A 24,879-nucleotide genomic window follows, 5' to 3' on the forward strand; every position below is an offset into this window, starting at 1 on the left:
CGAACTCCCTGATCTGGTGGTCAGTCTCGGCAGCGGTCGGCGACGAGCTCGCGCAGCCGTGCCTTCCAACGCAGGTATGCGGTCACATCGCGGGACCGGCACAGGTCCGCGGACGTGTCGTCGGTCCACGCCGCGGCCTGCCCGGAGCCGACTCCGAGCAGTTGTTCGCACGCGCGTTCCGTGTAGCCGGGCACGATCCCGGCCCGGACGCGGGCGGCGGCGGCGAACGTGACGCCCTGGCGGAGGTGGTCCCGGTGCGACCCTGCCTTGGCGAGCAGGCTGTCGCGCCCGTCGTCGTCGGTGGCGCCGGCGTAGGCCGCCGCCAGTCCGACCCCGGCCCACAGGTGTGGGCGGGCCGGCCGCGCGGCCCGTGCGATCACGTCGCCGACCCCGGCGGCGTCGGCCGCCTGCGTGAACCAGAGCGCCCGGCCACAGCCCGCCAGCCGCGCCTCCCAGTGCGGTCCCGGCCCGCGCCGCGCTCGTCGGAGAAGCGCTTCCACGCCACCGAAGTACACCTCGCCGAAGCCTGACCCGTCCACCGCGAGCCAGCGCAACAGCGGGGTGGCCGGCAGCCGCGGCAACGCCGGGATCCTCGCGGCGGTGAACAACCAGCCCGCACCGACGTGCACGAGATGGGCGTAGGCGTTCCCCGGACCGGCCAGCAACCGGTCCAGCGCGTGCGCACGCCCCATCGTGGCGAGATCGAGCAGCCCCGCGTACATCCCGGCCCCCTCGTACGCGAAACCCCGTTCCTCCGCCGGGACGCCGGAGAGCGGGACGTGCGGCGCGGACCACGTTCCGGCCGCGTGGTTGAAACCGGTCAGGAAGGACCGCGCGTGCTCCTCCAGAACCGCCCGCGCGGGTGGTCGGTCCAGCCGGAACCCGCGGCGGGCGAAATCGGCCATGCCGGCCGGAAGCCGGACCGTCCACCGCCGAGCCGTCCGCTCGACGAGATGTGTTCCGGCCACCGAACCCTCCTAAGAGGACTTTCCCTGACGACGCTCAAGTGGACCGATGGAGGACGACAACGTGTGCCTTCGCGGAGCCGTTTCAGGAGTACCAAGTGCCCTGCGAGGCGGCAAGTTGCGTCTCGGAACTTCACACCCCAGTGGGGTGGCTACCGTCCGTGACGTCACCCGGCCGGTGATCGGTGGGGAGCAGGGTCACCGGCCCAGGGCGCGATCCCGACGGACGCCAACCCGGGTCCTCCAGGCGGCCCAGTGATCCACAAGTGTGGTCGACCCGCACCGGTATCGATCAAGGCTTGATCGGCAACTGCCGTCGGAAGTGACCGACATCCGCGGTCAGAACCGACCTTCACAGCCGGAGGTGGACCACGCGGAGCGGACGTTCTCACTCCGAACGGCCTGCTTGGACGTGCTCGTCTCGACAGTGGACTGCTCAGCGCCGTTGCGCCGCAACCTCCCGGTGGGCCGGCCCACCGGGAGGCCGTCAGTCCGATTCGGCTCGGCACCCGGTCAAGGTGTCCACCAGACCACGCAGGGACGTGGTCGCGAGCCCGATGGTCGAGTCGCTCGCGCCATAGGGGATCACCAGCGTGTCGCCGTGCCGCAGCGCACCACAGGAATAGACGACGTTGGGCACATAACCGTCGCGTTCGCCGGAATCAGGAAGCAGCAGCGGTTCGGGCAGGGTAGCCAGCACCCGTTCAGGGTGGTCCAGGTCGAGCAGGATCGCGCCCATCGAGTAGACCCGCATCGGGCCGACCCCGTGGGTCAGCACGAGCCAGCCCTCGGGGGTCTCGATCGGCGAGCCGCAGTTGCCGACCTGGACGAGGTCCCAGTCCTTGCCGGGCGTTTCCACGGGCCGCGGCTCGTTCCAGGTCCTGATGTCGTCGGAGGTCACCACGGCCGTGCTCTCCCCGTCGCCGCGCGACAGCGCCGCGAACCGGCCCCCGATCTTCCTGGGGAAGAGCGCCATGCCCTTGTTGCGTGCGGCCGAACCGGTCGTCTGCGTGACGTGGAAGGTGCGGAAGTCATTTGTCTGCAACAGTTGCGGTGCGACATCGGCACCGTCGAACGCCGTGTAGGTGGCGTAGTAGGTCCGATCGCCGTCATCGTCGGTGAAGCACACGAACCTGGCGTCTTCCATCCCCTGGCGCTCGGACGGGCCGGTCGGCCAGAGCACCCGGCCGCTGACGGCGGTGTCGCCCGGGAACTCCGAGGTGTAGTTGCACGCGGCGATCCACCGGATCAGCTCGACGGTCCGGTGCGCCTCCTGGCGAGCGACCAGTCCCGGGTGCAGGTCGGCCAGCACCTGGTCCAGTTCGGCGCCGGTGAACCGCGCGGGCAGCCACCGGTTCAGCACGGCGGAGACCTCGTCGTCGTGGCCAAGCTCGGCGAGCTTGCTCTGGAAGAGGCTCTTCTCGTGCACCGCGTCCCCGCGCAGTCCCGTGGTGGTGATGTCCGGGGGCGGCTCGACGGTGAGCGCGCCTCCTGGCCCTGCCACGCCGGTTCGGAAGCCGATCGACGACAGGTGGCCCTCGCCGATGCCGCGGACGCTCAGCACGAACCTCAGGTGCCCTGGTGCCAACCCGCTCTGATCAGGGTGCGCGACCATGGACGGGTTGCACAGCGCGGCGCCCTCGACGGCGTACTCGTGGGTGAAGTACGCGCCGATGAGCAGTCGGCGGGACTCGGACAGCTCGACGCCCGCGGGGAGGCGGTGGCTGACGCTCGCGAAGTGGTCGGCGAAGGTCAGCCGGATGTCCCGGTGCCGTTCCGCGAACAGGCGGACCGTGCGGTCGAGCGTGGCGCACACGGTTTCCTCGTCCAGTGCCATCACCCGCCGGATCACGGCCGCGGACCGCGACTCGTGCTCGGGCCGCTCCTCTCCCGGCACGAACAGCTTGGTGATGACGCGGCGCGGGTCCGGCCGCAGCCGCAGCGAGGTGCGGGTGACGTCGGCGTTCATCCGGTGCTCCCCAGCAGAGTGCGGTGGTGTTGCAGCGTGGAGATCAGCGCCAGGGTCGACTCGGCTCCCTGGTTGAGGTTGGCGCCGCCGCGCGTGAGTCCGTCGTAGCCGCCCCCGGTCTCCTCGTCGCGCATCGGCACGCCGAGATCGTTGTCGCCGGCGAACCACGCGACCGCGCGGCGGACACCGGTGAGCCACCTCAGCTCACCGGTGACCTGGTGGGCGCGGGCGCAGGCGTCGGCCAGCGCCGCGACCTCGATGGGTTGCTGGTCGAACGCCGGGCGAGGTTCGCCGAGGCACCAGCCACCTGCCGGGGTCGGCGAGAGGTGGCCCCCGCCGGACTCGACGGTGAGCAGCCAGTCCAGCAGCCGCAGCCCGTCCTCGCGGACCTTGCGGTCCGCGAGGAGATGGCCCGCGGCGATCAGCGCCTCGGGCAGCACGGCGTTGGCGTAGAAGAGTCGTCGCTCCGGCCACGGCCAGTCCGGCACGTCGCCGGGTTCGCCGACGTACGAGGAGATGTCAGCGAGCAGCTTGGCCGCGAGGGAGTGGCCGGGGTGGGCGCCGAGCACCTCAGCGGCGCCGAGAGCGGCGAAGGCCATCGAGCGCACCGAAGGCGGCCGGTGGTGGGCACTTGCCTCGAAGCGGGCCAATGCGGCCGTGCGGATCCAGGGCACCGGGCACCGGGCGGCTGCGGTGCCCAGCCCCCACAGCGCGCGTCCCCACCAGTCACCCAGGCCCGGCTCGTCCTGCCATCCGCGGTCGTAACCCAGCCGGTTGCGCAAACGCCCGTCCTCGAACTGGGCGTGGGCGATGAAGGCCAGGTAGCGCTCCGCCAGGACGACCAGCTCGGCGGACAGCTCCGACTCGCGGCTCAGGACGACCAGGCCGCGGGCGACATCGTCCAGGCAATACCCGTGCTCCCGGCGAGGCAACGGACCGTCGGCGTGCTCGCACAGGCCCGTGTCGTCGCTGAGCCGGACCAAATGGGCGAAACTCGGGCCGGTCACGTGGTCACGACGACGCGGGCGGCGAGCATGTCCTCCGCCAGGTCCCGATACCGGTTCGCGACCGCCGACCAGCTCAGTGCCGGGGCGAGACTCGCCGAACGGTCACTCATCCCGGCCGCGAGTCCCGGTTCGGTCAGCACCCGCCGCAGCGCCGCGGTGATGGCAGCCGGATCGCGGTGGGGCACCAGCAGCCCGGCTCCCGCCGCCAGCAGCTCCACGGCGTGCGGGAACTCGGTCGCGACCACCGGTTTGCCGGCGGCCAGGGCTTCGATGAGCACGCCGGAGGTGACCTGGTCGGACGAGTCGTAGGGCAGCAGGACGACATCGGCTTGACCGACCAGCTCCGCCAGCGCCCCCACCTCGCGGTAGGTCGGGTCGAACTCGACCAGGTCCGCGACGCCGAACGCGGCGGCGCGGTTGCGCAAGTACCTGCGGTAGGCCTCACCCTCGTGCGCCAGCACCTTGGGATGGGTCTGGCCGGCCACCAGGTAACGCGGCTTCAGGTCGCGTAGCGCACCCAGTGCGGAGATGCCCCACTCGATGCCCTTGCCACGCCCCAGCAGGCCCCAGGTGAGGATCATCGGCTGGTCGGCGGACGGACGGCGGGCAGGTGGCTCGACGACGAGCGCGCCATGCGGGATCACGACGACCTCATCGGGCCGTTGGACCGCATAGCCCGCCAGCAGACGGTGCCGCGCGGCCTCGGACATGGTCACCACGGCGTCGGCGTGGTCGACGACGTCCTCTAGTACTTGACGCTGGCCGGGTGTGGGCGCGGTGAGCACCGTGTGCAGCACGATGATCACCGGTACCCGCAGCCGGGCGAGCACGCCGAGCACGTCGTCGCCGTCGCGGCCGGAGTAGATCCCGTACTCGTGCTGCACCACGACCGTGTCGCAGCGGTTGAGGACCTCGGCCGCGGCCTCGACCCCACCGGGAGCCATCGGGTGCACCACCGCCGTTCCGTCCGCGACGGGGGATTCGTGGCCCGACTCCGCGAGAACCCGGACCACCCGGCCATCGCTACCCGGCGTCACCGCGGTCAGGTGGTGCAGCAGGGCGGCGGTGAACGTGGCCAGTCCGCATTGCGTGGGCGGATACGTGCTCAGGAAACCGTAGGTGCGAAACATCTAGACCCTTCGAGTGGGATGGAAAACGTGTTCGACGCCATCGGCCGCCGTGGGCAGTGCGGTGGAGGCACCGCGGCTGGAACTCAACCGGTCGTGGACGTGGCGGCAGAACTGGCGCACCCGGCCGGGCAGCTCGGCGACGAGGTCCTGGGAACGTGGCCACCAGGCGCCGTTGACATGCCCCGTGGTGGGCGTCTTCGGCCGCAGTCGCAGTCGTTGCGGGTGCCGGGGCTGCTCGGTGACCGACGCGGCCGATGGGACGATGAGGAGGTGGAGCGCCGACGTCACGGCCGGGACTCCCGTCTCCGGCTGGAGAAAGAGGCCGGTTTCACGTTTCGCCGAGTACGACACGAACTTGACCGCCCATGTGCGGGATGTTCCCGACAACCTGACTCTACATCGATTCAGTCATGATCAACCGAAATAACTCCGAATAATTCTCCGGTGGTCGCCGTTTGCGGCCGGTGAAATCCGCGGAAAACCACCGGCGGTTTCTGTCCCGCTGTCCGGCCCACGACCTCGGATCCGTTGCGCGGCCCCGTTCCGCCGGGCCGGCCCCACGTGGACGACCGCGAAACCTCCTACCGGAACTCGGTGTGGCCCGTACCGCACGTGCATCAAATACTCACAGCTAATCCTCAGGAAGCGTCTCGCGGACCGCAAATTTCGCGCAGGAGTCGATCACCTGCGCCAGCGGTGCGTGTAGCATTGGAGTTGGCGGCAACGTTCCTCCGTGAAACCGGTCGGTCCATAAAAAATGGCCCGGAGTTCCGCCTCGGGCGGGTTGAGCAAATGCCCTCCGGCCAGATCGCGCGACCGGGGAACTGGAGTACCGACATGAGCACGTCGACGTGCACGACCCCGGCGTCGACCACGGAGCGGCTGACCTTGCGCCCCTGGCGGGTCGACGACGCGCAGGCCGCGCCCACGGCACTCCGGCCACCAGGCCGCGACTGAGACCCCTGTCGCGCCGCGGCGCCGTTCGGTGGCGCCCCTTACTGCCGCGAGTGCGCGGTCGCCAGCGCAGGACTGTTCCGACACCGACACCCCGATGGCAATCCACGGAGGACTGAGAAACGCATGCCCGACACTCCCGAAGGCGAAGCGGTCATCGCCCGGCGACTTCACCTCGCCACCGGATTCCTCGCCTCCGAACGCGACTGGGTCTCGGGACACCTGGCCGCGCTCGGCTCGCGGTTGCGATCGTTCCGAGACGACCAGATCGACCTGGAGATCAGCCTGAAGGACCGCCAGGGCGTCGAGCAACGAGTCACCCTGGAATGCTGGATCAACCGAAGCCCGCGCCTGCACTTCGTCGCCACGTCCTCGAAGCGCGACCTTCCCGCGGCGCTGAGCGAAGTCCGCAACGAGTTGGTCCGACAGGTCGACGCGGCCAAGACGCGCACCGAGCCACGCAACAACCGCGCGCTGAGGTCGGTACCCGAATGGTCAGAGCGCGAATAGGCGACACCACCAACGGCCCGTCGCCCGCACCGCCCGACGACGGGGCCTGTCACCGCACGACCCCCGCCGGGTGTCACCTGGCGGGGGTCGTGCGGTCGGGTTCGGGAAATCAGGTGGGTCGGGCGTCCGGTGTGGTGTCACCGGAGGTGTGGTCAGCCGGTGCAGTTGGGGACCGCGGGGGTGCTGCCGACGCAGTTGTTGGGGGTGTTGGCGGTGATGGGGCTGTTGGTGGTGGTCATGGTGCCGCCTTGGCGGTAGACGCCGCCGGAGTGGCCCAGGAGCAGCAGTGCGTGGTTGTCGGTCACGGCGGTCTGGGTGAGGGTCGTCGCGGTGGAGGCGACCGCGGAGATCCCGCCACCCCGGCCCGCGTTGTTCCCGGTGATGAACAGCGGACTGCCGGAGACGCCGGTGACCGTGAGCGTGCCGCGCAGACCGTTGTAGATGCCGCCGCCGTCGCCGAGCAGGGTGGTGTTGCCGGACACCGGGCTGTTGGTGAACGTCGCGGCGGGCGCGGTGCCGGACGGGGTGTCGGCGTTGGCGAGACCGCCGCCGTTGCCCGAGGCGGTGTTGCCGGTCAGGGTGCTGCCGGTGAGGGTGACCGCGCCGCGGTTGAGAATGCCGCCGCCGTGGCCGAGGACGTTGCCCCGGGTGAAGGCGACCCCGGTGGTGAGCGTGAGGCTGCCGGTCGGGCCGACCTCGGCGATCCGGAACAGCCCCGGGCCCAGCGGCGAGGCGTTGGTGACGGTGGCGGGGCCGATCATCTCGACCGGGGTGGTGATCACCGGCAGCGCGTTCGAGGCGCCACCGTGGGCGGCGGTCATGTGGTAGGTGCAGCCCCCCGCCAGGACGAGGGTGTCCGAGGTGGGCGTGGAGTTGGCCAGGTTCACCGCCGCGACCAAGGCGTTCTCACTGCACGCCACCGGGATGGTGATGGCTTGCGCTGCCGGTGTGAGGGCGATCAGACCGCCGGTCACGACGGTGGCGCCGAGTAAGGCTTGGACGGTGGTTCGGATGTGTCGCATGGGACTTCATTTCCTGGAACAGGATTGAGGATGGGCCGCGTGGCGCGTCGGTGTCAGCGCCGGTGTGGACGGCGTGCGGGTGCACCAACGCGATTCGAGCGCCTGCGGCCGGTCATCCGTGCAGAAGACCCCGGCTCGCGGTTTACCTCCGTGATCAAATACGGGAGGTGTCGCGCCACCGGGGTCCGGGGTAACAATTTCCAAGCTATACCCTCGGCTGATTGATAGCATCCACAGTCGCCTGAATGGCCGTATCCGCTGCGATGTTCGACGGCGGCCGGCCGCCGGGCGCGGTGGCCCCGGCGCTCGGCCGCCGGGTCACGTCCAAGTCCTCGGCTTCCGCGACTCCCTGGTCCCCGGCCTCGCTTCTCGTGCTCGATAATGACGTCACGCCGGTCCCTGAGTCATTGAGTGGGTGTGGTGGGAGGGACATGGACGAGAGTCTTGACAGCCGGTTGGCGGGGATGGCGGCGCGGCTGGACCGGCTGCGCGAGTTGGACCCGCCGAAGCGGGAAGCCTTCAGCTCCATGAGGACGGCCGGGCGGCGTCCCGGCGGCTACATCATGTTCGGTGCCGATCGGCACGGACACCGGAACCAACCGCTCACCGAGGCGCAGCTTGGCGCGTTGGAAGGGGCCATGGGTGTCGCGCTGCCCGGCGACTTCCGTGCGTTCCTGGAGCGGATCGGCACGGGAGCCGGGCCGTTCTACGGGATCGACCGCTACCAGGCCCTGCTGCGCGACGCGACCCCCGAGTGCGCCCGCCCGTTCCCGACCGGCGAACGCGGCCCGTTCTTCACCGGCGACGATGACGACGACGGGCTGGAGCACGGCTACCTGCCCATCATCGAAAGAGGGTGCGGGGACGAGGTCGGCTTGGTCACCGCCGGCCCCCGGCGGGGGCACGTGGTCAACATCGACATGGGTGACCAATGGATCCTGGGTCCGGACTTCCTCACCTACTACGACACCTGGCTCGACCGAAGCATCGACCAGTTGAGCCGCACACCGCGACCCACCCACGTGTACTGGGTCCTGTGACCGCAGCCCCGGCCGGACCGCGGCAACGACGTCACCGGCCGGGCGGTGAGTGCGCTACCCGACAACCCGTACCGATCGCCCTGACCGTGAGGCGAAACCGGCTGCGGGTCGCCGATGGTGGCCACGGAGGTACCGGCGGATCCGGGCCGCGGCCCGGTAGGTCCCGATCAGGAAGACCGGCCCGACTCCAGGTCGGCCGTGACAGCGGTGGTCTTGGTGGCCGGGGAGCCTGCGGCCGACCATGCGGATCGCGCATCGACGCAGGTGAGCGCACCTGGGTCACCTGATCGAGGAAATCTATGATCGCTGGAGTAGACATTCGCACGTCGGTGTGTGTAGTGTTCTCCTTGTCGAACAGAAGAGAACGTCCTATCGGCGCGGGAGAGGATGAACTACCCGCGAGTTGGGAGCAGGACGGCCTCGCCGGTCGGGACTGGTGGTAGAAGGTTCTGCAGGCGAAGCCAGGGACAGTCGGCACAGGTAGTACCGGGAGCACAACCGCAATACGCTCGACAGCAGTTCGCACGACCCGGAGTCCGACAGTCAGCAGTGGTGGTAGCAGCATCGGTCAGGCGCGCTGGAGCCGATCAGTGGAAGGGGTTCCGGCACGGTGGTCGCAGGCGGTGGGTGAGGTGAGCCGGAGTGTTCGAAGAGTCCGGTGCCGACCGCCGAAGCAGTACAGGCAAGCGTACGGATCGACAGAGAAGGGAAGGGTTGCACGCCATCGGATCGCCTGCCGCGGAGTGAAGTCGTCCGGGTGGGTACCGCACTCCAGATCGATTGGGTGGTGGTTTCCGGTCACGTACATGCGATCCCCGCGTTGTCCGGAGTTCGTACGGATGGCGTGGACATGACAAGCCGGTCTCAGGACTGGCTGGTGGAAGTGAACCCGTAACCCCAGGGGCCCGGCGCCGAAATGGTGCCGGGCCCCTCTTCGCGCGAAGGTGCGATGCCCCCAGACGAGCGGGCCCTGATGCCCAGCGCAGCGGCCAAGCGCAACCGGTCACGAGCGCGCAAGGCCTCCGCGTCCACCCGCAGGGCTGCCGCGAGTAGGCGGGATGTGGGCAGTCGATCGCCCACCGCACCTCGTTCGCGGTTTCCCCCGCGCGGGCGATGAGCTGCTCGATCGCGGGCTGGTCGTTGGCGATCCGTTGCGAGAAGACGGTCTTGCCGTTCGTGTCGATCGCGCAGGCGTGGTGGTGGGTCCTGCCGACGTCGACACCGACCCGGACCACCGGTCGATCCGTCACGCACTGTTCCTGTTGTCGCCGGTCAACCTCGTGAACGACCCTGCCGACAGGTCCCTGATCACCGACGGTCCGCATCAGATCCGAATCACCACTCGGTGATTACGCAACATTCGGGACATCCGCAGCACTGGCAACTCCACGTCTGGGGTGTCGAGGACCGGCTGAGCAGCACCAACCACTGACCGAGCCGGACGACAATCAGGTACAGCAGTCGCAACGATCCGCCTGTTGATCACAGCTCGTGGTCAACAGTGCATTTTCATCGCATCCCAGCGACCCCAGTGCAGAGTTCTGACACCCCTCACGGCCGCGTGTCTACCGGCGCCTCAGGACGAGAACCTCTCGTACTTGTCGTCCATCAACCAGCAGGCGAAGCCCCGGCGGACGTACGCGCCGGCCGTGTACCTGCCCGAGCAGAGCCCGCCGTCGGACGTCTCCAGGTGGACAACCTTGCCGTCCTGGTAATAGGCCAGCAGGCTGCCGTTGCCCGTACCGACACCGACCTTCCTACCCAGCTCTTGTTCGATCTGCTCGTTCGACACGGACTCCAGGTCGAACACGTAGAGCTCGTCCCACTCCCGGTCGGTGAATTCAGCGAACGGCTTCCGGTCCGGAGCATCGGACTTCCGGTACTCGTCCACCTTCCGGTAGAGCTCGCCGTTGTAAGGGATGTGCCCCTCCCCAACAGTCGCACATCCCCCGCACACCACAACCAACAAGCCCAACAACACACCCACGAACCGCACCACTGGCCTCCTCCACTTCACCAATACCGACCTGACCGCCGGGGCGGACGCCGCGCGCGGCGTGGGGGCTCTGCGCTTCAGCGACGAGGATGGCACGTCCTACAGTCGGGGCACCGCCTTCAACCCCCGCGGCGTGAGCCACGCCTACTTCGGCAACGGCCACGACGTCCCCGCGGACGCCGAGGTGCCACTCGCCGCCGTCCGGCAGGCCATCGCCGAACTGCTGACCACCGGCGGCACGCGACCGACCGGGTTCGAGTGGACCGAAGCCGAAGCATGACTCCGACACGCCACGACGAAAGCCGGATATCGTGGCGAATCCGCGAGGGGCTGGCGAAGCGCTGTGGATTGCGGACCGCCCGGTTCCCCGCAACGGTCGGGAGCCAGTCGGTGGATGCGCGCAACTGGTGGACAGTTGTCTTCTCACTGCTATCAGAGGTAGCCCTTGTCCGCTCCGCTATAGACGACGTGGGAACCCTGCGAGGTTCCCGCTCGCACGCGTGTTCGTGGCGTCGTTGTTGCGTCGGTCATAGCAGGCCGCGTCGGTAGGCGGCCACAAGCCGGCGGGGCACGGTCAGTTTGCGGCCGTCGGGCGTGGTCACCGCAACGAGGTCGGGTGCGGTGGCCTTCCACTGGGAGCGGCGGTGGCGGGTGTTGCTGCGTGAGGTCTTGCGCTTGGGCACGGCCATGTCAGCGGTTCCTCTTCCCGTAGCGGCGGTTGAACTTCTCCACGCGGCCGGCCGTGTCCATGACGCGCTGGTTTCCGGTCCAGAACGGGTGCGAGTCCGCGGTGACGTCCACGGTGATCAGCGGGTAGGTGTGGCCGTCCTCCCATTCGACCGTCCTGGTCGAGGTGGCCGTGGACCGGGTCAGGAACGCCGTGCCCGTCGCATGGTCCTGGAAGACCACCGGGTGGTAGTCGGGGTGGATGCCCTGCTTCACAACTCCTCCATTTCGTCGTGCCACTCGGCGAAGGGCTCGACGAACTCCAGTTCGTCGATCAGCGTCAGTTCCTCGTCGGTCGCCAGCGCCTCGCGCAGTGCCGTCGTGATCTCGTCCGGTGCCGCGGATCCGGCGATGACGACCAGTTCCTGCGACCGGTCGCCGTAGTAGGAATCCCAGGTCGCCGATGCGGTCGCGCGGCGTTCGTCGGGTACTTCGGACCAGTCGTCGACGGCCGCGAGCCACGGGCCGAGGTTGAGGCCGCCGCCGGTGGACTCCAGCCACAGTGCGACGTCCGGTTGACTGGCCACCCACACCCGGCCGCGGGTGCGCACGACGCCGTGAGCAGGACGTCGATGGCCTTGTGCAGCCGCATCGGGTGGAACGGGCGGCGTTCGGTGAAGTGCACGACGGCCGCACCCTGGGCCGGCTTCAACGGCGGCTGTCCGTGCAGCAGGGTGCCGAAGCCGTCGTCGAAACGGCCTCGGCGGGCGCCTTGGGGGATGGCGGCCAGCAGTTCCGGCACGTCGAGTGCGCCCCTGAGCCGGCGCGGTGCGAGTGGAGACAGCCGGTCCAGGCGCAAGGTGCACGAGACGCAGCCGTGGGCGAGTTCCAGCACGGTCAGCTCGCCGTCGACCCACCGGCGCACCACACCCTGAGCGAGATTGCGCAGGTCGTGGCGGACCAGCACCGATCCCGGCGACGCGCGCCAGACCTCCTCGGCGACGTCGTGCCGCGCCAGGCCGGCCACCAGTAGGACCTCGGTTCCCATGTGGGTTAGCCTAACGGAAATGATTGTCGTTTCAAACTGGAGGTAGCGTGTCGTCACGGCACTGCCAGGTCACCGGGCGCAAGCCCGGTTTCGGCAAGCAGGTCTCGCACTCGCACCGGCGCACGTCCCGCCGCTGGCTGCCCAACACCCAGCGGCGACGGTTCTGGTTGCCCTCGGAGAACCGGCACGTCGTGCTGAAACTGTCGACCAAGGGCATCAAGACCGTGGACCGACGGGGCATCGAGTCGGTGGTCACCGAGCTGCGCCGTCAGGGGGTGAAGGTCTGATGGCCAGGGGCACCGACGTCCGGCCGATCATCAAGCTCCGCTCCACCGCGGGCACCGGCTACACCTACGTCACCCGCAAAAACCGGCGCAACGACCCCGACCGCATGGTGCTGCGCAAGTTCGACCCCGTCGTGCGCAGGCACGTCGACTTCCGCGAGGAGCGCTGATGGCCAAGAAGTCGAAGATCGCCAAGGACCGGCAGCGGCGCGAGGTCGTCGCCCGGCACGCCGAGCGCCGCGCGGCGCTGAAGGAGATCATCCGCACCGATTCGCAGCGCCGCGACGAGGCACTGCGCGCTTTGCAGAAGCTGCCCCGCGACGCCAGCCCCACCAGGCTGCGCAACCGCGACGCCGTGGACGGTCGCCCCAGGGCTTTCCACCGCGCATTCGGCCTGTCCCGCATCCGACTCCGTGAGATGGCGCACCGCGGCGAACTGCCCGGCGTCAGCAAGTCGAGCTGGTGAGCCGGATGCCCAGAGTCGAACGCACCCCGAAACGCCGGGTGAACCTGCTGCGCAAAGAGGGCATCACCACAGTGGACTGGAAGGACGCGACGCTGCTGCGGAAGTTCATCTCCGACCGCGGCAAGATCCGCTCCCGCCGCGTCACCGGCCTGACGCCGCAACAGCAGCGCCAAGTCGCCACCGCCATCAAGAACGCACGCGAGATGGCACTGCTCCCTTACCCCTCCAAGGGCCGCTGACCGGTCGGGTGTGCTCCGCCCTCCGACGGGGCACACCCGGTGCGGCCGACGACACCGCGGCCGGCGCGATGTCGAACCGGTACCCGTCCGCCCCCACCCGACTGGTGTCTCGCTACCGGGAGGTCGCGGCCCGGTCGTCGGGCGGATCGCCGCTGTGGCGTCGGCGTTGCGCGAGGTGTTCACCGCGGACGATCCCGACGTGGCCGTCGGGTACGTGAACGACCTGCTCGCGGAGTTCCGCGTACAGCCCCGGCTGGCCCGCCACGGCGACCAGTCGTGGTGGCACCTGCACTACACGGGAACGGTAGGCGGCCTGGCGGGGGAGTGGGCCGGCGCCTGCGCCGCCGCGTTCCGCGTCCGGGCCAGGTCGGCCGACCCGGCCACACGGACCGGCGTCGAACGGTGACGTCTCGACGGCCGTGAAGCAGCCGGACGGAGTCCGCAGGGCCCGTCGCCTCCGGCTCTACTGGGTCAGCGCCTGCTGAGCAGGAGGTAGCGCTCGTCGTCGATCTCACGGCCCCACAACAAGGGATCGCGCAGGCCGTGGTCCGGTTCCTGGTCGAAGGCGTCGGCTTGGCCGCCCCAGCAGGTCCGCACGTCGTAGGTCACGGTCCGAGTCTGCGGAACCGGTGGTGAAGCCGGTGTTCAGACCCCGGCGTAGGAGTGCAGGCCGACGGCGACGAGGTTGACGAAGAACAGGTTGAACAGCACGGCGACCATGCCGGCCACGTTGATCCACGCGGCGTTGCGGCCTCGCCAGCCGGCGGTGGAGCGGGCGTGCAGGTAGGCGGCGTAGCAGATCCACGAGACGAACGCGAACGTCTCCTTGGGATCCCAGCCCCAGTAGCGGCCCCAGGCCTGCTCGGCCCAGACCGCCCCGGTGACGATGGCAAAGGTCAGGGTGGCGAAGCCGAACACACCGGTGCGGTAGGCGACGCGGTCCAGGTGGTCGGCGGGCGGGAGGCGCGCACTGACCGGTCTGCGCGGCTTTGTGCTGAGCAGGTGCAGTCCACTGAGGACTCCGGACAGGAGGAAGACACTGCTGGCCATGATCGCTGCGGCGACATGGATGGCGATCCAGTACGAGCGCAGGGCCGGCTGCAGCGGACCGACTTCGGTGTAGAGCTGGTTGCCCGCCAGGAAGAGCAGCAGAGCCACCGGCAGCAGGACGAACACCGACAACCTGCGGACCCGGTGCTTCCACACCACGTACAGCCAGCCGATCACGGCCAGCAGGCCGACTGCGGACAGGTACTCGTACATGTTGCCCCACGGCACCCGCCCGCCGGCGATTCCGCGCAGGACAAGGGATCCTGTGTGCAGCAGCGCACCGAGCACGGTGAGCGCCAGGCCGAGCCGTCCGCACATGTTCGCGATACCGCCTCGCTGCGAGCCGTAGCGGCTGAACGAGTGTTCGGCCGCGCACAGCAGGGCCGCGCCCATGTACACGCCGAAGGCGCTGGTGAACAGCCAGTCGCTGAGCACGGCGATCACGCGGCTACTCCTCTGGTCCGGCGGATCCACAGCAGTCCGAGCAGGGGCAGCACGAGGGGGATGAACAGGTAGCCGCGGCCGAAGTCCGACCACACGGTCGCGTCGGGGAACCAGTGCGGCGCCACCAGGCTGACCGCTCCGATCACGAGCACACCCGTCAACTCCGCGGCGCACGCGGCGAGCGCGACCCGCCGCGAGGTCCGGCTGCCCAACCCCAACGCGATCGTGGCCACCACGTAGACGACGGCGGCGAACGCGGACAGCAGGTAGGCGACCGGAGCGTGGTCGAAGCGGGTCGCGATCTGCACTGCCGAGCGGGAGGTCGCGGCGATCGCGAAGATCCCGTACACCGCGACGAGCAGCCTGCCCGGCCCGGAGCGGGTGGCCTCACCCATGGCCGGTCCAGATCTGTTGCAGGCGCACGATCATCACCGGCACACTCAGGCAGCCGACCGCCAACACCGAAGCGCCCCAACGGGAACGCTCGGCCACGGCCCACAGCCCGGCCAGCGGCAGCACGACCACCGGCCCGACGAGGTAGCCGACGAACGTCGCCCCGGAGACCTCCCGGTCGGTCGCGATCAGCCTCACCACGCCGACCACGGCCTGGGTCAGCAGCCCGACTTCCACCAGCGCCACGAGTCCGGCCACCCCCAGCGTGAGCTTGGTGTCCAGGGTCAGCGGCTTGTCCAGCATGACGAGCAGCAGCGACCAGGCCGCGGCGACGAGCGCGGCGACGGTGAGCGCCACGGCCAACGAGTCGATCATCCGGTGCAGTCCTCAAGCAGGGGAAACGTCTACTACCGAATGTAGCACTACGAGCGGTAGTAGACGTCAGTAGAGGACGAAGCTCACCGGTGTCGACACCAGCACCATGCCGCTGAGCAGCGACAACCACCGCCAGACCGGTGCCAGCGGCGCGCTTCCCGCCAGTCGTGACAGCCGGGCCTCGATCTTCGTGTCGGCGACGCCCAACGCGCCCGCGGGCGGTGATGCCGCGTGGAACCGGCGCAACGCGGAGGCCAGGTGCCCCGCGCCGTGCTCCCGGCACGCGGTCTCGTCGGCCCGCATCTCCACCAGCAGCGCGACCACGTCCCGGACCGACGCGGCCAGCCGCGCGGGTGCGCACCACCGCAGCGCGGTGAACGGCAGCAGCACCAGATCGTGGCGTTCCCTGACGTGCGCCCGTTCGTGGGCCAACACGGCCAACAGTTCGGCACGCGGCAACGCCCGCACCGCGCCCGAGCTGAGCACCACGGTCGCCCGCACGCCGGGAAGGCAGTACGCGACCGTCAGCGGCGAATCGACGATCACCGCGCCGGGCACGTCACAGTGCTCGTGCGCCACCAACGCCAGCACGTCCCGATGGCGTCGCCGCACCCGCAGCACAGCGAGCCACGACCACACCACCGCGCCGATCAGCCACCCGCCGAGCCCCAATCCGGCCATCACCGACACCGTGCCCCAATGCGCCCACTCGCGCGACCACGACGCCAACCCCGAGGGAATGGAGCCGGGAAACCGCGCCAAGCCGACGGACAGCAGCAGCCCGACGATCGAGAGCACCCAGGTCGACGCGAGCATCTGCCACAGCAGGATGCCGGTGCGCGGCGACCGCACCACCCAGCGGGCGTTCGCCAACGGCGTCACCAGACACGCGCACACCACGAGCGTCACCACCAAGTGGACGGCGGCACTCACCGTTGGCCGCCCTCGCGGCCCTCCGCCAACGCCTGGCTCAACACCTCGGCCTCCGGCTCGCTCACCGCCCGCGCGAAGTGCGCCAGCGCCGCCTGCCGATCCCCGGTCTGCGAGAGGGCGTCGAACATCAGCCGCGCCACGTAGTCCTCACGAGTGGCCGACGGCGCATACCGCCACGCCCGCCCGTCCAGCTCACGCCGCACGAAGCCCTTCTTGGCCAGTCGGGTCAGCACCGTCATCACGGTCGTGTAGGCCAAGTCCCGGTCGGCCAGCGCGTCCACGACGTCACGCACGACCATCGGCTCGGCGCGGTCCCACAGCACGTCCATGGTGGCGCGCTCCAGCTCGCCGAGCGTGCTCACCGACGTCTCCGCAGGGCGTGACCCATACGTCGAATGGTAGCCGCGTGCCGGGTGTGATCCGTTTCACAACCGACCGCTCGGTCAATCATGGTCGGGTCTGCCGGTCAGGTGGTGGTCCGCCGCCCCGACCGCCTCGGCCAGCAGGCGTCGGACGTGTCCGCCTCGGGCGCGGTAGAGCGCGCGGCGGCCGTCGCGGCGTACCGACACCAGCCCGGTGAGCCGGAGTTTCGCCAGGTGCTGGGACACGGCGGGCCGGGCGATGCCCACCGCCTCGGCCAGCGTCGTGACGTCGTACTCGTTGCCGCACAACAGCCACAGCATCCGGAACCGGGTGCCGTCGGCGAGCATCCGGAACCCGTCGACGGCGACCTCCACGTGCTCGCCAGTGGGTAGCTGTTGCCAGTCATCCGTTGTTGCAACGTCGTCGCGTGCGTACATGGGCACCTATGATGCCGGCATGCTCGCCGTGCTGCGCGTCCGCACCTACCGTCACCTGTTCGCGGCCCAGGTCGTGGCGCTGACCGGGACCGGCCTGGCCACGGTCGCGCTCGGCCTGCTGGCCTACCGGCTCGCCGGGCCGGACGCGGGCGCCGTGCTCGGGACGGCGCTGGCGATCAAGATGATCGCCTACGTGACGGTCGCCCCGCTGGCCGGCGCGATCGCGGGACGGCTGCCGCGTCGAGGGCTCCTCGTGGGCCTGGACCTCGTGCGGGCGGCGGTCGCGGTGGTGTTGCCGTGGGTGGGCGAAATCTGGCAGGTGTACCTGCTGATCTTCCTGCTCCAGGCCGCGTCCGCCGCGTTCACCCCCGCGTTCCAGGCCACCGTCCCGGACGTGCTGCCCGACGAACGCGACTACACCAGGGCGCTCACCCTGTCCCGCCTGGCCTACGACCTGGAGAGCCTGCTCAGCCCGGCGCTCGCCGCCGCCGTCCTGCTGCTGGTGAGCTTCGAGAACCTGTTCCTGGGCACCGCGATCGGGTTCGTGGCCTCGGCGCTGCTGGTGGTCTCGGTCGTGCTGCCGGGGGCACGACCGCAACGCCGCCGCGGGCTCTACGAGGGCACGACGCGCGGCATCCGGATCTACCTGTCCACGCCGCGGCTGCGCGGGCTGCTGGCGGTGCACCTGGCGGTCGCGGCGGCGGGTTCGATGGTCCTGGTCAACACCGTGGTCTACGTGCGCGACGTGCTGGGCAGGGAGGCCGCCGACGTGGCGTTCGCCTTGGCGGCCAACGGGATCGGCTCGTTGCTGGCCGCGCTCGCGCTGCCCCGTCTGCTCGACCGGGTCGCCGACAGAGCGGTGGTGCTGCGCGCGTCGGTCCTGCTGGCGGTCGCGATGTTCGCCGGCTTCGGCCTTGTTCCCCTGGCGGGCGGATGGCACTGGTCGGCGTTGCTGCTGCTGTGGGCGGTCGTCGGCGCGGGCAGCTCGATGGTGCTCACCCCGGGGTCACGCCTGCTGCGCCGCTCCGCCGATCCCGGTGACTTCCCCGTGCTGTTCGCCGCGGACTTCGCGCTGTCGCACGCCTGCTGGCTGCTGTGCTACCCGCTGGCCGGCTGGCTCGCGACCGTCACGAACACCACCGTGACCTTCGCCGTGCTGGGCGCGATCACCCTTTCCTCGTCCGCCGTCGCGATGCGGCTGTGGCCCCGCCACGACCCCGAGTGCCTGGAACACGTCCACGACGACCTCGACCCGGACCACCACCACCTCCAGGACGCGGTCCCTGCCGGAGGGGTGTGGCGGCACACCCACACCTACCGCATCGACGACTTCCACGACCGCTGGCCACGCTGACCCGGTCGACGGCGGCAGAGCGCCGACCGGACCTCAGCGGTCGACGGGAAGCAGAAAAGCCAGCGTGCTCTCCGCGATCCGCGACTCGACCGCCTCGAAATCGGCGGCGGTGGCCTGTCGGAACCTCTGCGACGCCACCAGCGACAACAGCCACCACGCCGCGGCACCGGTGTCGAGGTCCGCACGCAGCTCGCCGTCGGCCTTGCCCCGGTCGAGCAGACCCACCAGCGCCGCGGCGAAGCGCTGTGTGGCCGTGCGGGCGGCGGCCTCGACCTCCGGCTCGTCGGTGACCGAGGACGCGTCGGCGAAGATCGCCCCGACCGCGCCGGCGCTGTGGACCTGTCGCAGGTGGTCGGGGTCCAATACGACCCGCAGCAGGCCGGAGACCGGATAGGTGCTGACCGTCGCCCGGTCGAGCATCCGGCAGATGTGGTCGGCGGCCCGTTCCACCACGGCGGCGAACAGCGCCGCCTTCGTGCCGAAGTTCTGGAACACCACCGGCTCGCTCACCCCGACCCGCCGCGCCACGGTCGAGGTCTTGCCCCGCAGGTAGCCGACTTCGGCGAACACCTCGGTGGCCGCCACGAGGATCGACTCGCGGCGGTCCTCGGCGCTCATCCGCGTCCGCCGCGCCTGCTGTCCGGTCACGAAGGCATCGTAATCGTCCTCGCCGACCCGACTCGGTGATCACTGAGGCCGGGAAGCCTGCGGATCCCCGGCCCCGCGGCTCAGGCCGGCTCGCGGCCCAGCATCCCCGCCCGGTGGTAGTACTCGTAGAGGCCGTCGAAGATCGGCGTGGCGACGGCGAGGGTGTGCTCGTCGTCGCCGATCATCGACAAGCCCCGCAGGATCACGTCCAGGCCCGGCGCTTCGGGAGCGTCGTAGCGCTCGTCGTCCAGGTCGGCCTCGTGGACGATCTCGGCGATGCGCCACAGCGGGGGATCGGTGATCTCGTAGCGGCGCAGGATCGTCTCGAAGCTGCAGTCGCCGTTGTGGTGGCCCAGTTCCACGCCCCGCATGTCGAACGGTGTGGCGTCCTCCGGCACGTCGGCGGGGTCGGTGACGAACGCGAACTCGGCTTCGGCGTCGAGGAAGCGGCGGATCAGCCAGGCGCAGGCGGCGCGGTCGATGTGGATGCCGGCGCGGGTGGCCCACTTCATGCGGTCTCCTCGTGGACGTTGTCGGGGTGCAGGGCGGCGACGGCGCGCCCGGCGGCGGCCCGTTGCGGTGGTGGGAAGTAGTCGCGGCGGTGGATGCGACGCAGGTCGGCGCGCAGTTTGCGGATGGCGTTCCGCCGATCGGTGGCGGACCGGTGCGCGGAGTGTTCGGCCTCGGCGAGCACCTGGGCGTATTCGGCGGCACGGGCGTCGGCCATGCCTTGGGCGAGCGCGCGTTCCTGCGCGGCGCTGCCCGGCCGCGCCGACCACAGCATCGCCGAGCCTCCGGCGTCGAGCACCTCGTCGGCGATCCACTCCAAATGCTCGCGCGTGCGGGCGTCGGCGGGCAGCGCGACCAGACCGTCCGAGATCTGCGCGACCCCCAGCCGTTTGAGCTTGCGCCACACCGAGATCCGCGGCGTCGAGGGCTCGCGTGGCAGTCGGTAGGACAGCAGCACCCACTGACCCGGTGTGCCCGGCCGGCCGACGGAGCCCGCGCTCATGCCGCACAGTCTGGCGTGCGCGGGCGGTCGGCACAGGTGCACGTCCACGTTCTACGCGCCGAGCCCGGCGAGCAGCGACCAGGCCGTGCCGGAACTCTTTCCCACTTTCCGGAATCGGTGCGCTACGTGAGTCCGATAGGTGGACCACCCCGCAAAAACGGGGCTCCGGCGGCAATCGGGCGAGCGGTCAGCGATTTTGTTGAATGTGACATTCGCGAACCGGATGACTCGGCATCCGTTCGGGCTAGGTCGGCTACCTGAAGTGTCGGCTCGGCGACTACTGGTCATGTTCGCTGAACGAAGCGTTTAGTGGATCGTCTCAATGCGGTGGGTATGGGCTCGTGAGGGTTCCGCGCATTAAGCCGGATGGCCCTTATATCGGTCGCAGACGGGCAGTTAGCTTCTCCACTGCGCCGCAGTTGTAACCATGGTTACCTGCACATTTTCAGCCCGCTTTCGAGGGTCTATCAGTGGCGCTCGAAAAACGTCCGAAGGGAACACTTCATGTCCCAGTCGATGGACCTCGGGCCGCCCGGTGGTGGCATTCGACGGCGACAACTCCTCCTGGCAACCGGGCTGACCGGCGTCGCGCTGGGGGTCGGCGCGGCCCCGCTCGCGGCCGAGCCGGGAGACGGTGTCCGGGCAGGCGACCCGGAAACCTGGCGGCGGATGTTCGTGCTGGACCGCGACCCGCTGTTCCTCAACGTCGGCACGGTCGGCTCACCACCCCGCGAGGTGCTGCGCACCGAGAGCAGACAGGCGGAGGCCGTCGCCAGGCAGGCCCTGAGCAACTACCACGGCACCTTCGACGCCGAACGCGCGCAGATCGCCGCGAGCCTGGGCTGCGACGCCGACGAGCTGTTCCTGTCCGACAACACCACCCACGGCGTCGGCACCGTGCTCGCCGGTCTCGACCTGACCGCGGACGACGAAATCCTGACCACCAACCACGAGCACCCGGCGGTCAACACCCCGCTGGCCGTCCTGCGCCACCGCCGCGGCGTCACCGTCCGCCGTGTCGCGCTGCCCGTGGGCAACCGACAACGGGCCGAGGACTACAGAACCCTGTTCGAGGCCGCGATCACCGCCCGCACCAAGCTCCTGGTGTTCTCCGCGCCGGTGTTCCGCACCGGGACCATGCTGCCGGTCCGCCTGATCGCCGAACTGGCGCAGCGGCACGGCATCACCACCCTGCTCGACGGCGCGCACATCCCCGGCATGTTCGCCTACCGCTACCGCGAGCTGGGCGTGGACTTCCTCGCGGGCTCGGGCGCCAAGTGGCAGTGCGGCCCGGCGCGCACCGGCGTGCTGTACCTGCGCAACAAGGTGATCGAGGCCTACAACCCCAACCCGCTGCCGACGTTCTGGCCGACCGTCACCTCCACCCTCGCCTATCCAGACACCGGACTGCCGCCGCGGACGGCCACGGGCTCCTACGACGTCGCGGCCCTGCTCCAGGACGCCGGCAACCCCAGCCTGGCCCAGGTCGCCGGATTCGTGAAGGCGTGCGAGATCTGGGACCGCCTCGGCCGCGCCGTAATCGAGCGCTACGTCCTGGGTCTGTCCGCGCGGCTGAAGGAGAAGATCGCCGAACGGTGGGGCACCGACGCGCTCTACAGCCCCAAGGACGACCCGCGGCTGGCCAGCGCGATCACGTCGTTCAACCCGTTCGCCCGGCCCTCCGACGTGCTGGACCTGAACAAGGCCAACGCCTTCGTCACGCGGATGCGCGACGAGCACCACATCACCATCCGCACCACGGTCGTCCCGATCGCCGGCACGACCGCGCCGAGCAACGCCATCCGCGTGTCCACCCACCTGTTCCACGGAGAGCACGACGTCGACCGGTTCGTGGACGCCGCCTGGCGGCTGTCCCGGGCGATGGGCTGAGGAGCCACCGATGCCGAACCTCGAACTGTCCCGCGGCCAGATCCTGCGCCACCTGCTGACCATTCTCGGCATCGCGGCGCTGGTCTTCGCCACCGTCGGCGTGGCCAACGCCCGTCTCAACCCCTACGTCTACGACGGCGACGCCATCGACGACGTGGCACAAGGACTGGTGCAGGGCAGGAACTTCGCGAACTACGACCCCAACATCGACCTGCGCGCGCTGCGCGCCGCGCAGATCCGCCACCTCACCACCACACCCGACATCGTGATCTTCGGCGGCAGCCGCTGGCAGGAAGCCCGCTCGGAGAGCATCCCGGGCGGCCACCGGGTCCTCAACGCCTTCGTCAGCAACGACCAGATCGAAGACATGATGGCCATCACCCACCTGCTCGACCAAGCCGGGCGGCTGCCCAGGACGATGGTGTTCAGCCTCCGTTTCGTGTCCCTGCAACCAGTCGCCGCCCGGCGGACCTACGACTGGAAGCAGTGGGAAGCCGACTACGCCGAGATGGCGGGGAAACTCGGCGTCACGCCCACGCCCTACCCCAACCGCGCGCCGATCCAGCAGTGGTCGGGCACGTTCAACATGGGTGGCCTGTTCGGCCGCGTGCAACAGCTCGACACCGCCGAGGGCACACCGGCGCTGACCACCGCGACCCGCGACGACCACCTGGACATCATCGCCTCCGACGGATCGCTGCGCTGGTCGAAGAAGAGCGACGCGAAGTTCACCAAGAAGTACGTCGACAAGTTCGTCGACAACGAGATCCTGCGCGCCGGACCCACCCGACCGGCCATCGACCGCGACCTGGTCCAGGTGCTGGGCAAGCTCATCGACTGGCTGCGCGCCAAGAACGTCCGCGTCGTCCTCGCTCAGACGCCCTACCACCCCGTCTACTGGCAGCGCATCCAGAGCTACCCGTTCGCCAAGACCCTGCACGGCCTGGAAGCCGTCGCCGAGGAGATGGCGGCCAAGCACGGGGCCATCGCCGAGAACCGCTTCGACCCCGCGCCGTACCCGCGGTGCAAGGCGGAGAACTTCGTCGACCACATCCACGGCCGCTACGAGTGCCTGGAAGACATGTTCCAGCGGATGCCCGACCTCGTGACGGGAGCACGGAGATGACCTTCACCTCGTACGGGTTCCTGTTCGCGTTCCTGCCGATCGTCGTGGCGGGCTACCACCTGATCCGCCGCTACCTGCCCACCGGCCTCGCCATCGGCTGGCTCGTGCTGGCTTCACTGGTGTTCTACGCCTCCGACACGCCGCAACACGTGATCGTGCTGGTGTGCTCGGTGCTGGGCAACTTCCTCGTCGTGCGCCTGATGGCCGCCCGCCCGGTCGACAGCCCCGGCCGCAGGGCGCTGCTCATCGTCGGCGTCGTGGCCAACCTCCTGCTGCTCGGCGCCTACAAGTACAGCGGCTTCCTGGTCGACAACATCAACGCGGTGTTCGGCACCTCGCTGCCCGGCGTCGCCGCCCGCGCGCCGATCGGCCTGTCGTTCTACACGTTCATCCAGATCGGGTTCCTGCTCTACGCCTACCTCGCGCAGGGCGACCGCCCCACCCTGCTGCGGTACGCGCTGTTCGGCACCTTCTTCCCCTACGTCACCGCGGGCCCGATCGTGCGGCCGGACGAGGTGTTCGGCCAGATCGAGAACCCCGACCGCGACCGGACGCTGGGCACCCGCATCGTGCTGGGCACCACCATGTTCGTCATCGGCCTGTTCAAGAAAGCCGTGCTGGCCGACAACATCGCGCCCTACGCGACCACCCTGTTCACCACCGCCTCCGGCCACGACGCGATCGGCGCGGGCAACGCCTGGGTGGGGATGCTCGCCTACACCCTCCAGTTGTACTTCGACTTCTCCGGCTACAGCGACATGGCGATCGGCCTGGCCTACATGCTCGGTTTCCGCCTGCCGGTCAACTTCAACTCGCCGCTGCGGGCCACCAACATCGTCGACTTCTGGCGCCGCTGGCACATCACGATGACCCGGTTCTTCACCGACTACGTCTACACCCCGCTGGCCACCAAACTCATGCGCCGCAGCATGTCCGGCGGCCACTCGGCGGCACTGCGCGTCCTGCTCGTGCTGTGCCTGCCGGTCCTGGTCACCTTCCTGCTCGTCGGCTTGTGGCACGGCGCGGGCTGGGGGTTCGTGCTGTGGGGCGCGTTCCAGGGCGTGGCGATGGCGGTGAACCTGGTCTGGCGCGAACTGGCGACCGCCCATCCGCGCCTGCCGCGCATCCCCAGCCCGGTCGGCTGGCTGCTCACGATGGTCGCCTTCGTCTCGTCGCTGACCTTCTTCCAGGCGCCCGACCTGCGCACCGCGTGGGCCCTGCTGACCGCGATGTACGGCTTCGGTCCCTCCGGCGTGCCGGTGGGCGACTTCTACGGCCGCTCCAACCTGTTCGACGTCGTCACCGTCGTGCCCGCCCTCGTGTGGGTCGCCCTCCTGCTCGCCGTCGCCCTGCTCCCGCGCAACAGCCAGCAGTTGCTCGAACGCTACGAGGTGGCGCTGCCCACCGCCGCGGAGGAGCGCAAGCCCTCCCGCCTCGCTCTGACGTGGCAGCCGACGCTGCGCTGGTCCGTCGTCATCGGCTTGGCCGCCGCGATCGCGCTCGTCTTCGCCGGCGGCCCGTCCCCGTTCCTCTACTACCGCTTCTGACCACGGGAGAA

At 69.7% G+C, this 24,879-nt stretch carries 33 protein-coding genes and 1 pseudogene; 13 read left to right on the forward strand and 21 right to left on the reverse strand.

Annotation, left to right across the window (positions count from 1 at the left end; translation table 11 throughout):
- Positions 1 to 20: 20 nt before the first annotated feature.
- The 5 genes from ACQPZF_RS16610 to ACQPZF_RS16630 all read right to left on the reverse strand — a co-directional run bounded on the left by ACQPZF_RS16610 (position 21) and on the right by ACQPZF_RS16630 (position 5,422).
- Positions 21 to 968, reverse strand: coding sequence for a DUF1702 family protein (locus tag ACQPZF_RS16610; protein WP_433272534.1), 948 nt, complete (start codon positions 966 to 968; stop codon positions 21 to 23).
- Between the two features lie 484 nt (positions 969 to 1,452).
- A complete protein-coding gene (locus ACQPZF_RS16615; protein ID WP_433272536.1) occupies positions 1,453 to 2,934 on the reverse strand; it encodes a glycoside hydrolase family 130 protein in 1,482 nt (493 codons plus the stop codon).
- The gene (locus tag ACQPZF_RS16620) at positions 2,931 to 3,941 is read right to left on the reverse strand and encodes a hypothetical protein (RefSeq protein ID WP_433272539.1); all 1,011 of its coding nucleotides are present in this window, start codon (positions 3,939 to 3,941) and stop codon (positions 2,931 to 2,933) included. Before ACQPZF_RS16620 ends, ACQPZF_RS16615 begins: the two co-directional genes overlap by 4 nt.
- Positions 3,938 to 5,071, reverse strand: a complete 1,134-nt coding sequence (locus tag ACQPZF_RS16625) for a glycosyltransferase (RefSeq protein ID WP_433272540.1) — start codon at positions 5,069 to 5,071, stop codon at positions 3,938 to 3,940. The genes ACQPZF_RS16620 and ACQPZF_RS16625 overlap by 4 nt, the downstream gene beginning before the upstream one ends.
- Complete coding sequence (locus tag ACQPZF_RS16630; RefSeq protein ID WP_433272542.1) at positions 5,072 to 5,422, reverse strand: DUF5994 family protein; 351 nt, start codon at positions 5,420 to 5,422, stop codon at positions 5,072 to 5,074.
- Positions 5,423 to 6,151: 729 nt separating this feature from the next.
- On the opposite strand from ACQPZF_RS16630, the gene ACQPZF_RS16635 reads away from it, so the two are divergent.
- Entirely contained in the window at positions 6,152 to 6,535 is a 384-nt protein-coding gene (locus ACQPZF_RS16635; protein ID WP_433272544.1) for an HPF/RaiA family ribosome-associated protein, read from the forward strand.
- A 152-nt stretch (positions 6,536 to 6,687) separates the two neighbouring features.
- On the opposite strand, the gene ACQPZF_RS16640 is transcribed toward ACQPZF_RS16635, so the two are convergent.
- Positions 6,688 to 7,557: a hypothetical protein gene (locus tag ACQPZF_RS16640; protein ID WP_433272546.1), complete on the reverse strand. Its 870-nt coding sequence runs from the start codon at positions 7,555 to 7,557 to the stop codon at positions 6,688 to 6,690.
- Between the two features lie 431 nt (positions 7,558 to 7,988).
- Between ACQPZF_RS16640 and ACQPZF_RS16645 the strand changes: the two genes are divergently transcribed.
- Positions 7,989 to 8,597, forward strand: coding sequence for an SMI1/KNR4 family protein (locus tag ACQPZF_RS16645; protein ID WP_433272548.1), 609 nt, complete (start codon positions 7,989 to 7,991; stop codon positions 8,595 to 8,597).
- Positions 8,598 to 9,664: 1,067 nt separating this feature from the next.
- On the opposite strand, the pseudogene ACQPZF_RS16650 reads toward ACQPZF_RS16645, so the two are convergent.
- A pseudogene (locus ACQPZF_RS16650) lies at positions 9,665 to 9,847 on the reverse strand (IS110 family transposase); the annotation flags it as partial.
- A gap of 326 nt (positions 9,848 to 10,173) precedes the next feature.
- Positions 10,174 to 10,593, reverse strand: coding sequence for a hypothetical protein (locus ACQPZF_RS16655; RefSeq protein ID WP_433275010.1), 420 nt, complete (start codon positions 10,591 to 10,593; stop codon positions 10,174 to 10,176).
- Here ACQPZF_RS16655 and ACQPZF_RS16660 point away from each other — a divergent pair.
- Positions 10,517 to 10,873, forward strand: a complete 357-nt coding sequence (locus ACQPZF_RS16660; protein ID WP_433272550.1) for an Imm1 family immunity protein — start codon at positions 10,517 to 10,519, stop codon at positions 10,871 to 10,873. The genes ACQPZF_RS16655 and ACQPZF_RS16660 overlap by 77 nt on opposite strands.
- A gap of 247 nt (positions 10,874 to 11,120) precedes the next feature.
- On the opposite strand, the gene rpmF is transcribed toward ACQPZF_RS16660, so the two are convergent.
- The 3 genes from rpmF to ACQPZF_RS16675 are packed head-to-tail and all read right to left on the reverse strand — an operon-like array spanning position 11,121 to position 11,870.
- Positions 11,121 to 11,282 (reverse strand): 50S ribosomal protein L32, encoded by a 162-nt coding sequence (gene rpmF / locus ACQPZF_RS16665; protein WP_433272552.1) that lies wholly within the window; start codon positions 11,280 to 11,282, stop codon positions 11,121 to 11,123.
- Position 11,283: 1 nt separating this feature from the next.
- Positions 11,284 to 11,535 carry a type B 50S ribosomal protein L31 gene (locus ACQPZF_RS16670; RefSeq protein ID WP_433272553.1) on the reverse strand — a complete coding sequence of 84 codons (252 nt, stop codon included), beginning with the start codon at positions 11,533 to 11,535 and terminating at the stop codon, positions 11,284 to 11,286.
- The gene (locus ACQPZF_RS16675) at positions 11,532 to 11,870 is read right to left on the reverse strand and encodes a GTP-binding protein (protein WP_433272555.1); all 339 of its coding nucleotides are present in this window, start codon (positions 11,868 to 11,870) and stop codon (positions 11,532 to 11,534) included. The genes ACQPZF_RS16670 and ACQPZF_RS16675 overlap by 4 nt, the downstream gene beginning before the upstream one ends.
- 44 nt (positions 11,871 to 11,914) lie before the next feature.
- Between ACQPZF_RS16675 and ACQPZF_RS16680 the strand changes: the two genes are divergently transcribed.
- The 6 genes from ACQPZF_RS16680 to ACQPZF_RS16705 all read left to right on the forward strand — a co-directional run bounded on the left by ACQPZF_RS16680 (position 11,915) and on the right by ACQPZF_RS16705 (position 13,702).
- On the forward strand, positions 11,915 to 12,292 hold the full coding sequence (locus ACQPZF_RS16680) for a hypothetical protein (protein WP_433272557.1): 378 nt from the start codon (positions 11,915 to 11,917) through the stop codon (positions 12,290 to 12,292).
- 62 nt (positions 12,293 to 12,354) lie between these two features.
- A complete protein-coding gene (rpmB, locus tag ACQPZF_RS16685; RefSeq protein WP_433272559.1) occupies positions 12,355 to 12,594 on the forward strand; it encodes a 50S ribosomal protein L28 in 240 nt (79 codons plus the stop codon).
- A complete protein-coding gene (gene rpmG, locus ACQPZF_RS16690) occupies positions 12,594 to 12,761 on the forward strand; it encodes a 50S ribosomal protein L33 (RefSeq protein WP_433272561.1) in 168 nt (55 codons plus the stop codon). Before rpmB ends, rpmG begins: the two co-directional genes overlap by 1 nt.
- Positions 12,761 to 13,057 (forward strand): 30S ribosomal protein S14, encoded by a 297-nt coding sequence (gene rpsN / locus ACQPZF_RS16695; RefSeq protein WP_433272563.1) that lies wholly within the window; start codon positions 12,761 to 12,763, stop codon positions 13,055 to 13,057. Before rpmG ends, rpsN begins: the two co-directional genes overlap by 1 nt.
- A 5-nt stretch (positions 13,058 to 13,062) precedes the next feature.
- A complete protein-coding gene (gene rpsR / locus ACQPZF_RS16700) occupies positions 13,063 to 13,296 on the forward strand; it encodes a 30S ribosomal protein S18 (RefSeq protein ID WP_433272565.1) in 234 nt (77 codons plus the stop codon).
- A 10-nt stretch (positions 13,297 to 13,306) separates the two neighbouring features.
- On the forward strand, positions 13,307 to 13,702 hold the full coding sequence (locus ACQPZF_RS16705; RefSeq protein ID WP_433272567.1) for an ABATE domain-containing protein: 396 nt from the start codon (positions 13,307 to 13,309) through the stop codon (positions 13,700 to 13,702).
- Between the two features lie 65 nt (positions 13,703 to 13,767).
- On the opposite strand, the gene ACQPZF_RS16710 is transcribed toward ACQPZF_RS16705, so the two are convergent.
- The 7 genes from ACQPZF_RS16710 to ACQPZF_RS16740 form a co-directional block, all read right to left on the reverse strand.
- Positions 13,768 to 13,905 carry a hypothetical protein gene (locus ACQPZF_RS16710; RefSeq protein ID WP_433272569.1) on the reverse strand — a complete coding sequence of 46 codons (138 nt, stop codon included), beginning with the start codon at positions 13,903 to 13,905 and terminating at the stop codon, positions 13,768 to 13,770.
- 36 nt (positions 13,906 to 13,941) lie between these two features.
- Positions 13,942 to 14,739 carry a c-type cytochrome biogenesis protein CcsB gene (gene ccsB / locus ACQPZF_RS16715; protein WP_433274579.1) on the reverse strand — a complete coding sequence of 266 codons (798 nt, stop codon included), beginning with the start codon at positions 14,737 to 14,739 and terminating at the stop codon, positions 13,942 to 13,944.
- A gap of 47 nt (positions 14,740 to 14,786) precedes the next feature.
- Positions 14,787 to 15,185: a hypothetical protein gene (locus ACQPZF_RS16720; RefSeq protein ID WP_433272571.1), complete on the reverse strand. Its 399-nt coding sequence runs from the start codon at positions 15,183 to 15,185 to the stop codon at positions 14,787 to 14,789.
- Positions 15,178 to 15,558, reverse strand: a complete 381-nt coding sequence (locus ACQPZF_RS16725) for a hypothetical protein (protein ID WP_433272572.1) — start codon at positions 15,556 to 15,558, stop codon at positions 15,178 to 15,180. Before ACQPZF_RS16725 ends, ACQPZF_RS16720 begins: the two co-directional genes overlap by 8 nt.
- A 66-nt stretch (positions 15,559 to 15,624) precedes the next feature.
- Complete coding sequence (locus ACQPZF_RS16730; protein ID WP_433272574.1) at positions 15,625 to 16,491, reverse strand: M56 family metallopeptidase; 867 nt, start codon at positions 16,489 to 16,491, stop codon at positions 15,625 to 15,627.
- Positions 16,488 to 16,853: a BlaI/MecI/CopY family transcriptional regulator gene (locus tag ACQPZF_RS16735; RefSeq protein ID WP_433272576.1), complete on the reverse strand. Its 366-nt coding sequence runs from the start codon at positions 16,851 to 16,853 to the stop codon at positions 16,488 to 16,490. Before ACQPZF_RS16735 ends, ACQPZF_RS16730 begins: the two co-directional genes overlap by 4 nt.
- Before the next feature lie 81 nt (positions 16,854 to 16,934).
- Positions 16,935 to 17,291 carry an ArsR/SmtB family transcription factor gene (locus ACQPZF_RS16740; RefSeq protein ID WP_433272578.1) on the reverse strand — a complete coding sequence of 119 codons (357 nt, stop codon included), beginning with the start codon at positions 17,289 to 17,291 and terminating at the stop codon, positions 16,935 to 16,937.
- On the opposite strand from ACQPZF_RS16740, the gene ACQPZF_RS16745 reads away from it, so the two are divergent.
- The gene (locus ACQPZF_RS16745) at positions 17,290 to 18,645 is read left to right on the forward strand and encodes an MFS transporter (RefSeq protein ID WP_433272580.1); all 1,356 of its coding nucleotides are present in this window, start codon (positions 17,290 to 17,292) and stop codon (positions 18,643 to 18,645) included. The two genes, ACQPZF_RS16740 and ACQPZF_RS16745, sit on opposite strands and share 2 nt — an antisense overlap.
- 33 nt (positions 18,646 to 18,678) lie before the next feature.
- Here ACQPZF_RS16745 and ACQPZF_RS16750 read toward each other — a convergent pair whose 3' ends face one another.
- From ACQPZF_RS16750 to ACQPZF_RS16760, 3 genes are all read right to left on the reverse strand, one after another.
- On the reverse strand, positions 18,679 to 19,293 hold the full coding sequence (locus ACQPZF_RS16750; RefSeq protein ID WP_433272582.1) for a TetR/AcrR family transcriptional regulator: 615 nt from the start codon (positions 19,291 to 19,293) through the stop codon (positions 18,679 to 18,681).
- An 80-nt stretch (positions 19,294 to 19,373) separates the two neighbouring features.
- Positions 19,374 to 19,805 carry a chromate resistance protein ChrB domain-containing protein gene (locus ACQPZF_RS16755; protein WP_433272584.1) on the reverse strand — a complete coding sequence of 144 codons (432 nt, stop codon included), beginning with the start codon at positions 19,803 to 19,805 and terminating at the stop codon, positions 19,374 to 19,376.
- Entirely contained in the window at positions 19,802 to 20,305 is a 504-nt protein-coding gene (locus tag ACQPZF_RS16760) for a Chromate resistance protein ChrB (protein WP_433272586.1), read from the reverse strand. The genes ACQPZF_RS16755 and ACQPZF_RS16760 overlap by 4 nt, the downstream gene beginning before the upstream one ends.
- Positions 20,306 to 20,809: 504 nt before the next feature.
- Here ACQPZF_RS16760 and ACQPZF_RS16765 point away from each other — a divergent pair.
- Genes ACQPZF_RS16765 through ACQPZF_RS16775 form a run of 3 tightly spaced genes read left to right on the forward strand, consistent with a single transcriptional unit; the run spans position 20,810 to position 24,868 of the window.
- Complete coding sequence (locus ACQPZF_RS16765; protein WP_433272588.1) at positions 20,810 to 22,195, forward strand: aminotransferase class V-fold PLP-dependent enzyme; 1,386 nt, start codon at positions 20,810 to 20,812, stop codon at positions 22,193 to 22,195.
- 10 nt (positions 22,196 to 22,205) lie between these two features.
- Complete coding sequence (locus tag ACQPZF_RS16770; protein ID WP_433272590.1) at positions 22,206 to 23,321, forward strand: hypothetical protein; 1,116 nt, start codon at positions 22,206 to 22,208, stop codon at positions 23,319 to 23,321.
- The gene (locus ACQPZF_RS16775; RefSeq protein WP_433272592.1) at positions 23,318 to 24,868 is read left to right on the forward strand and encodes an MBOAT family O-acyltransferase; all 1,551 of its coding nucleotides are present in this window, start codon (positions 23,318 to 23,320) and stop codon (positions 24,866 to 24,868) included. The genes ACQPZF_RS16770 and ACQPZF_RS16775 overlap by 4 nt, the downstream gene beginning before the upstream one ends.
- Positions 24,869 to 24,879: the final 11 nt, after the last annotated feature.

It is taken from the genome of Actinosynnema sp. CS-041913 (genome assembly GCF_050942485.1).
Lineage (GTDB): Bacteria > Actinomycetota > Actinomycetes > Mycobacteriales > Pseudonocardiaceae > Actinosynnema.

Bases quoted from the DNA above. Each gene is read 5' to 3' on its own strand.
- ACQPZF_RS16615 (WP_433272536.1), bottom strand. From the start codon at position 2,934: ATGAACGCCGACGTCACCCGCACCTCGCTGCGGCTGCGGCCGGACCCG.
- ACQPZF_RS16765 (WP_433272588.1), top strand. From the start codon at position 20,810: ATGTCCCAGTCGATGGACCTCGGGCCGCCCGGTGGTGGCATTCGACGG.
- rpmG (WP_433272561.1), top strand. From the start codon at position 12,594: ATGGCCAGGGGCACCGACGTCCGGCCGATCATCAAGCTCCGCTCCACC.
- ACQPZF_RS16625 (WP_433272540.1), bottom strand. From the start codon at position 5,071: ATGTTTCGCACCTACGGTTTCCTGAGCACGTATCCGCCCACGCAATGC.
- ACQPZF_RS16720 (WP_433272571.1), bottom strand. From the start codon at position 15,185: ATGGGTGAGGCCACCCGCTCCGGGCCGGGCAGGCTGCTCGTCGCGGTG.
- ACQPZF_RS16645 (WP_433272548.1), top strand. From the start codon at position 7,989: ATGGACGAGAGTCTTGACAGCCGGTTGGCGGGGATGGCGGCGCGGCTG.
- ACQPZF_RS16660 (WP_433272550.1), top strand. From the start codon at position 10,517: ATGTGCCCCTCCCCAACAGTCGCACATCCCCCGCACACCACAACCAAC.
- ACQPZF_RS16775 (WP_433272592.1), top strand. From the start codon at position 23,318: ATGACCTTCACCTCGTACGGGTTCCTGTTCGCGTTCCTGCCGATCGTC.
- ACQPZF_RS16745 (WP_433272580.1), top strand. From the start codon at position 17,290: ATGGGCACCTATGATGCCGGCATGCTCGCCGTGCTGCGCGTCCGCACC.
- ACQPZF_RS16725 (WP_433272572.1), bottom strand. From the start codon at position 15,558: ATGATCGACTCGTTGGCCGTGGCGCTCACCGTCGCCGCGCTCGTCGCC.
- ACQPZF_RS16760 (WP_433272586.1), bottom strand. From the start codon at position 20,305: ATGAGCGCGGGCTCCGTCGGCCGGCCGGGCACACCGGGTCAGTGGGTG.
- ACQPZF_RS16740 (WP_433272578.1), bottom strand. From the start codon at position 17,291: ATGTACGCACGCGACGACGTTGCAACAACGGATGACTGGCAACAGCTA.
- ccsB (WP_433274579.1), bottom strand. From the start codon at position 14,739: ATGGGCGCGGCCCTGCTGTGCGCGGCCGAACACTCGTTCAGCCGCTAC.
- ACQPZF_RS16635 (WP_433272544.1), top strand. From the start codon at position 6,152: ATGCCCGACACTCCCGAAGGCGAAGCGGTCATCGCCCGGCGACTTCAC.
- ACQPZF_RS16755 (WP_433272584.1), bottom strand. From the start codon at position 19,805: ATGAAGTGGGCCACCCGCGCCGGCATCCACATCGACCGCGCCGCCTGC.
- rpmF (WP_433272552.1), bottom strand. From the start codon at position 11,282: ATGGCCGTGCCCAAGCGCAAGACCTCACGCAGCAACACCCGCCACCGC.
- rpsN (WP_433272563.1), top strand. From the start codon at position 12,761: ATGGCCAAGAAGTCGAAGATCGCCAAGGACCGGCAGCGGCGCGAGGTC.
- ACQPZF_RS16640 (WP_433272546.1), bottom strand. From the start codon at position 7,557: ATGCGACACATCCGAACCACCGTCCAAGCCTTACTCGGCGCCACCGTC.
- rpsR (WP_433272565.1), top strand. From the start codon at position 13,063: ATGCCCAGAGTCGAACGCACCCCGAAACGCCGGGTGAACCTGCTGCGC.
- ACQPZF_RS16770 (WP_433272590.1), top strand. From the start codon at position 22,206: ATGCCGAACCTCGAACTGTCCCGCGGCCAGATCCTGCGCCACCTGCTG.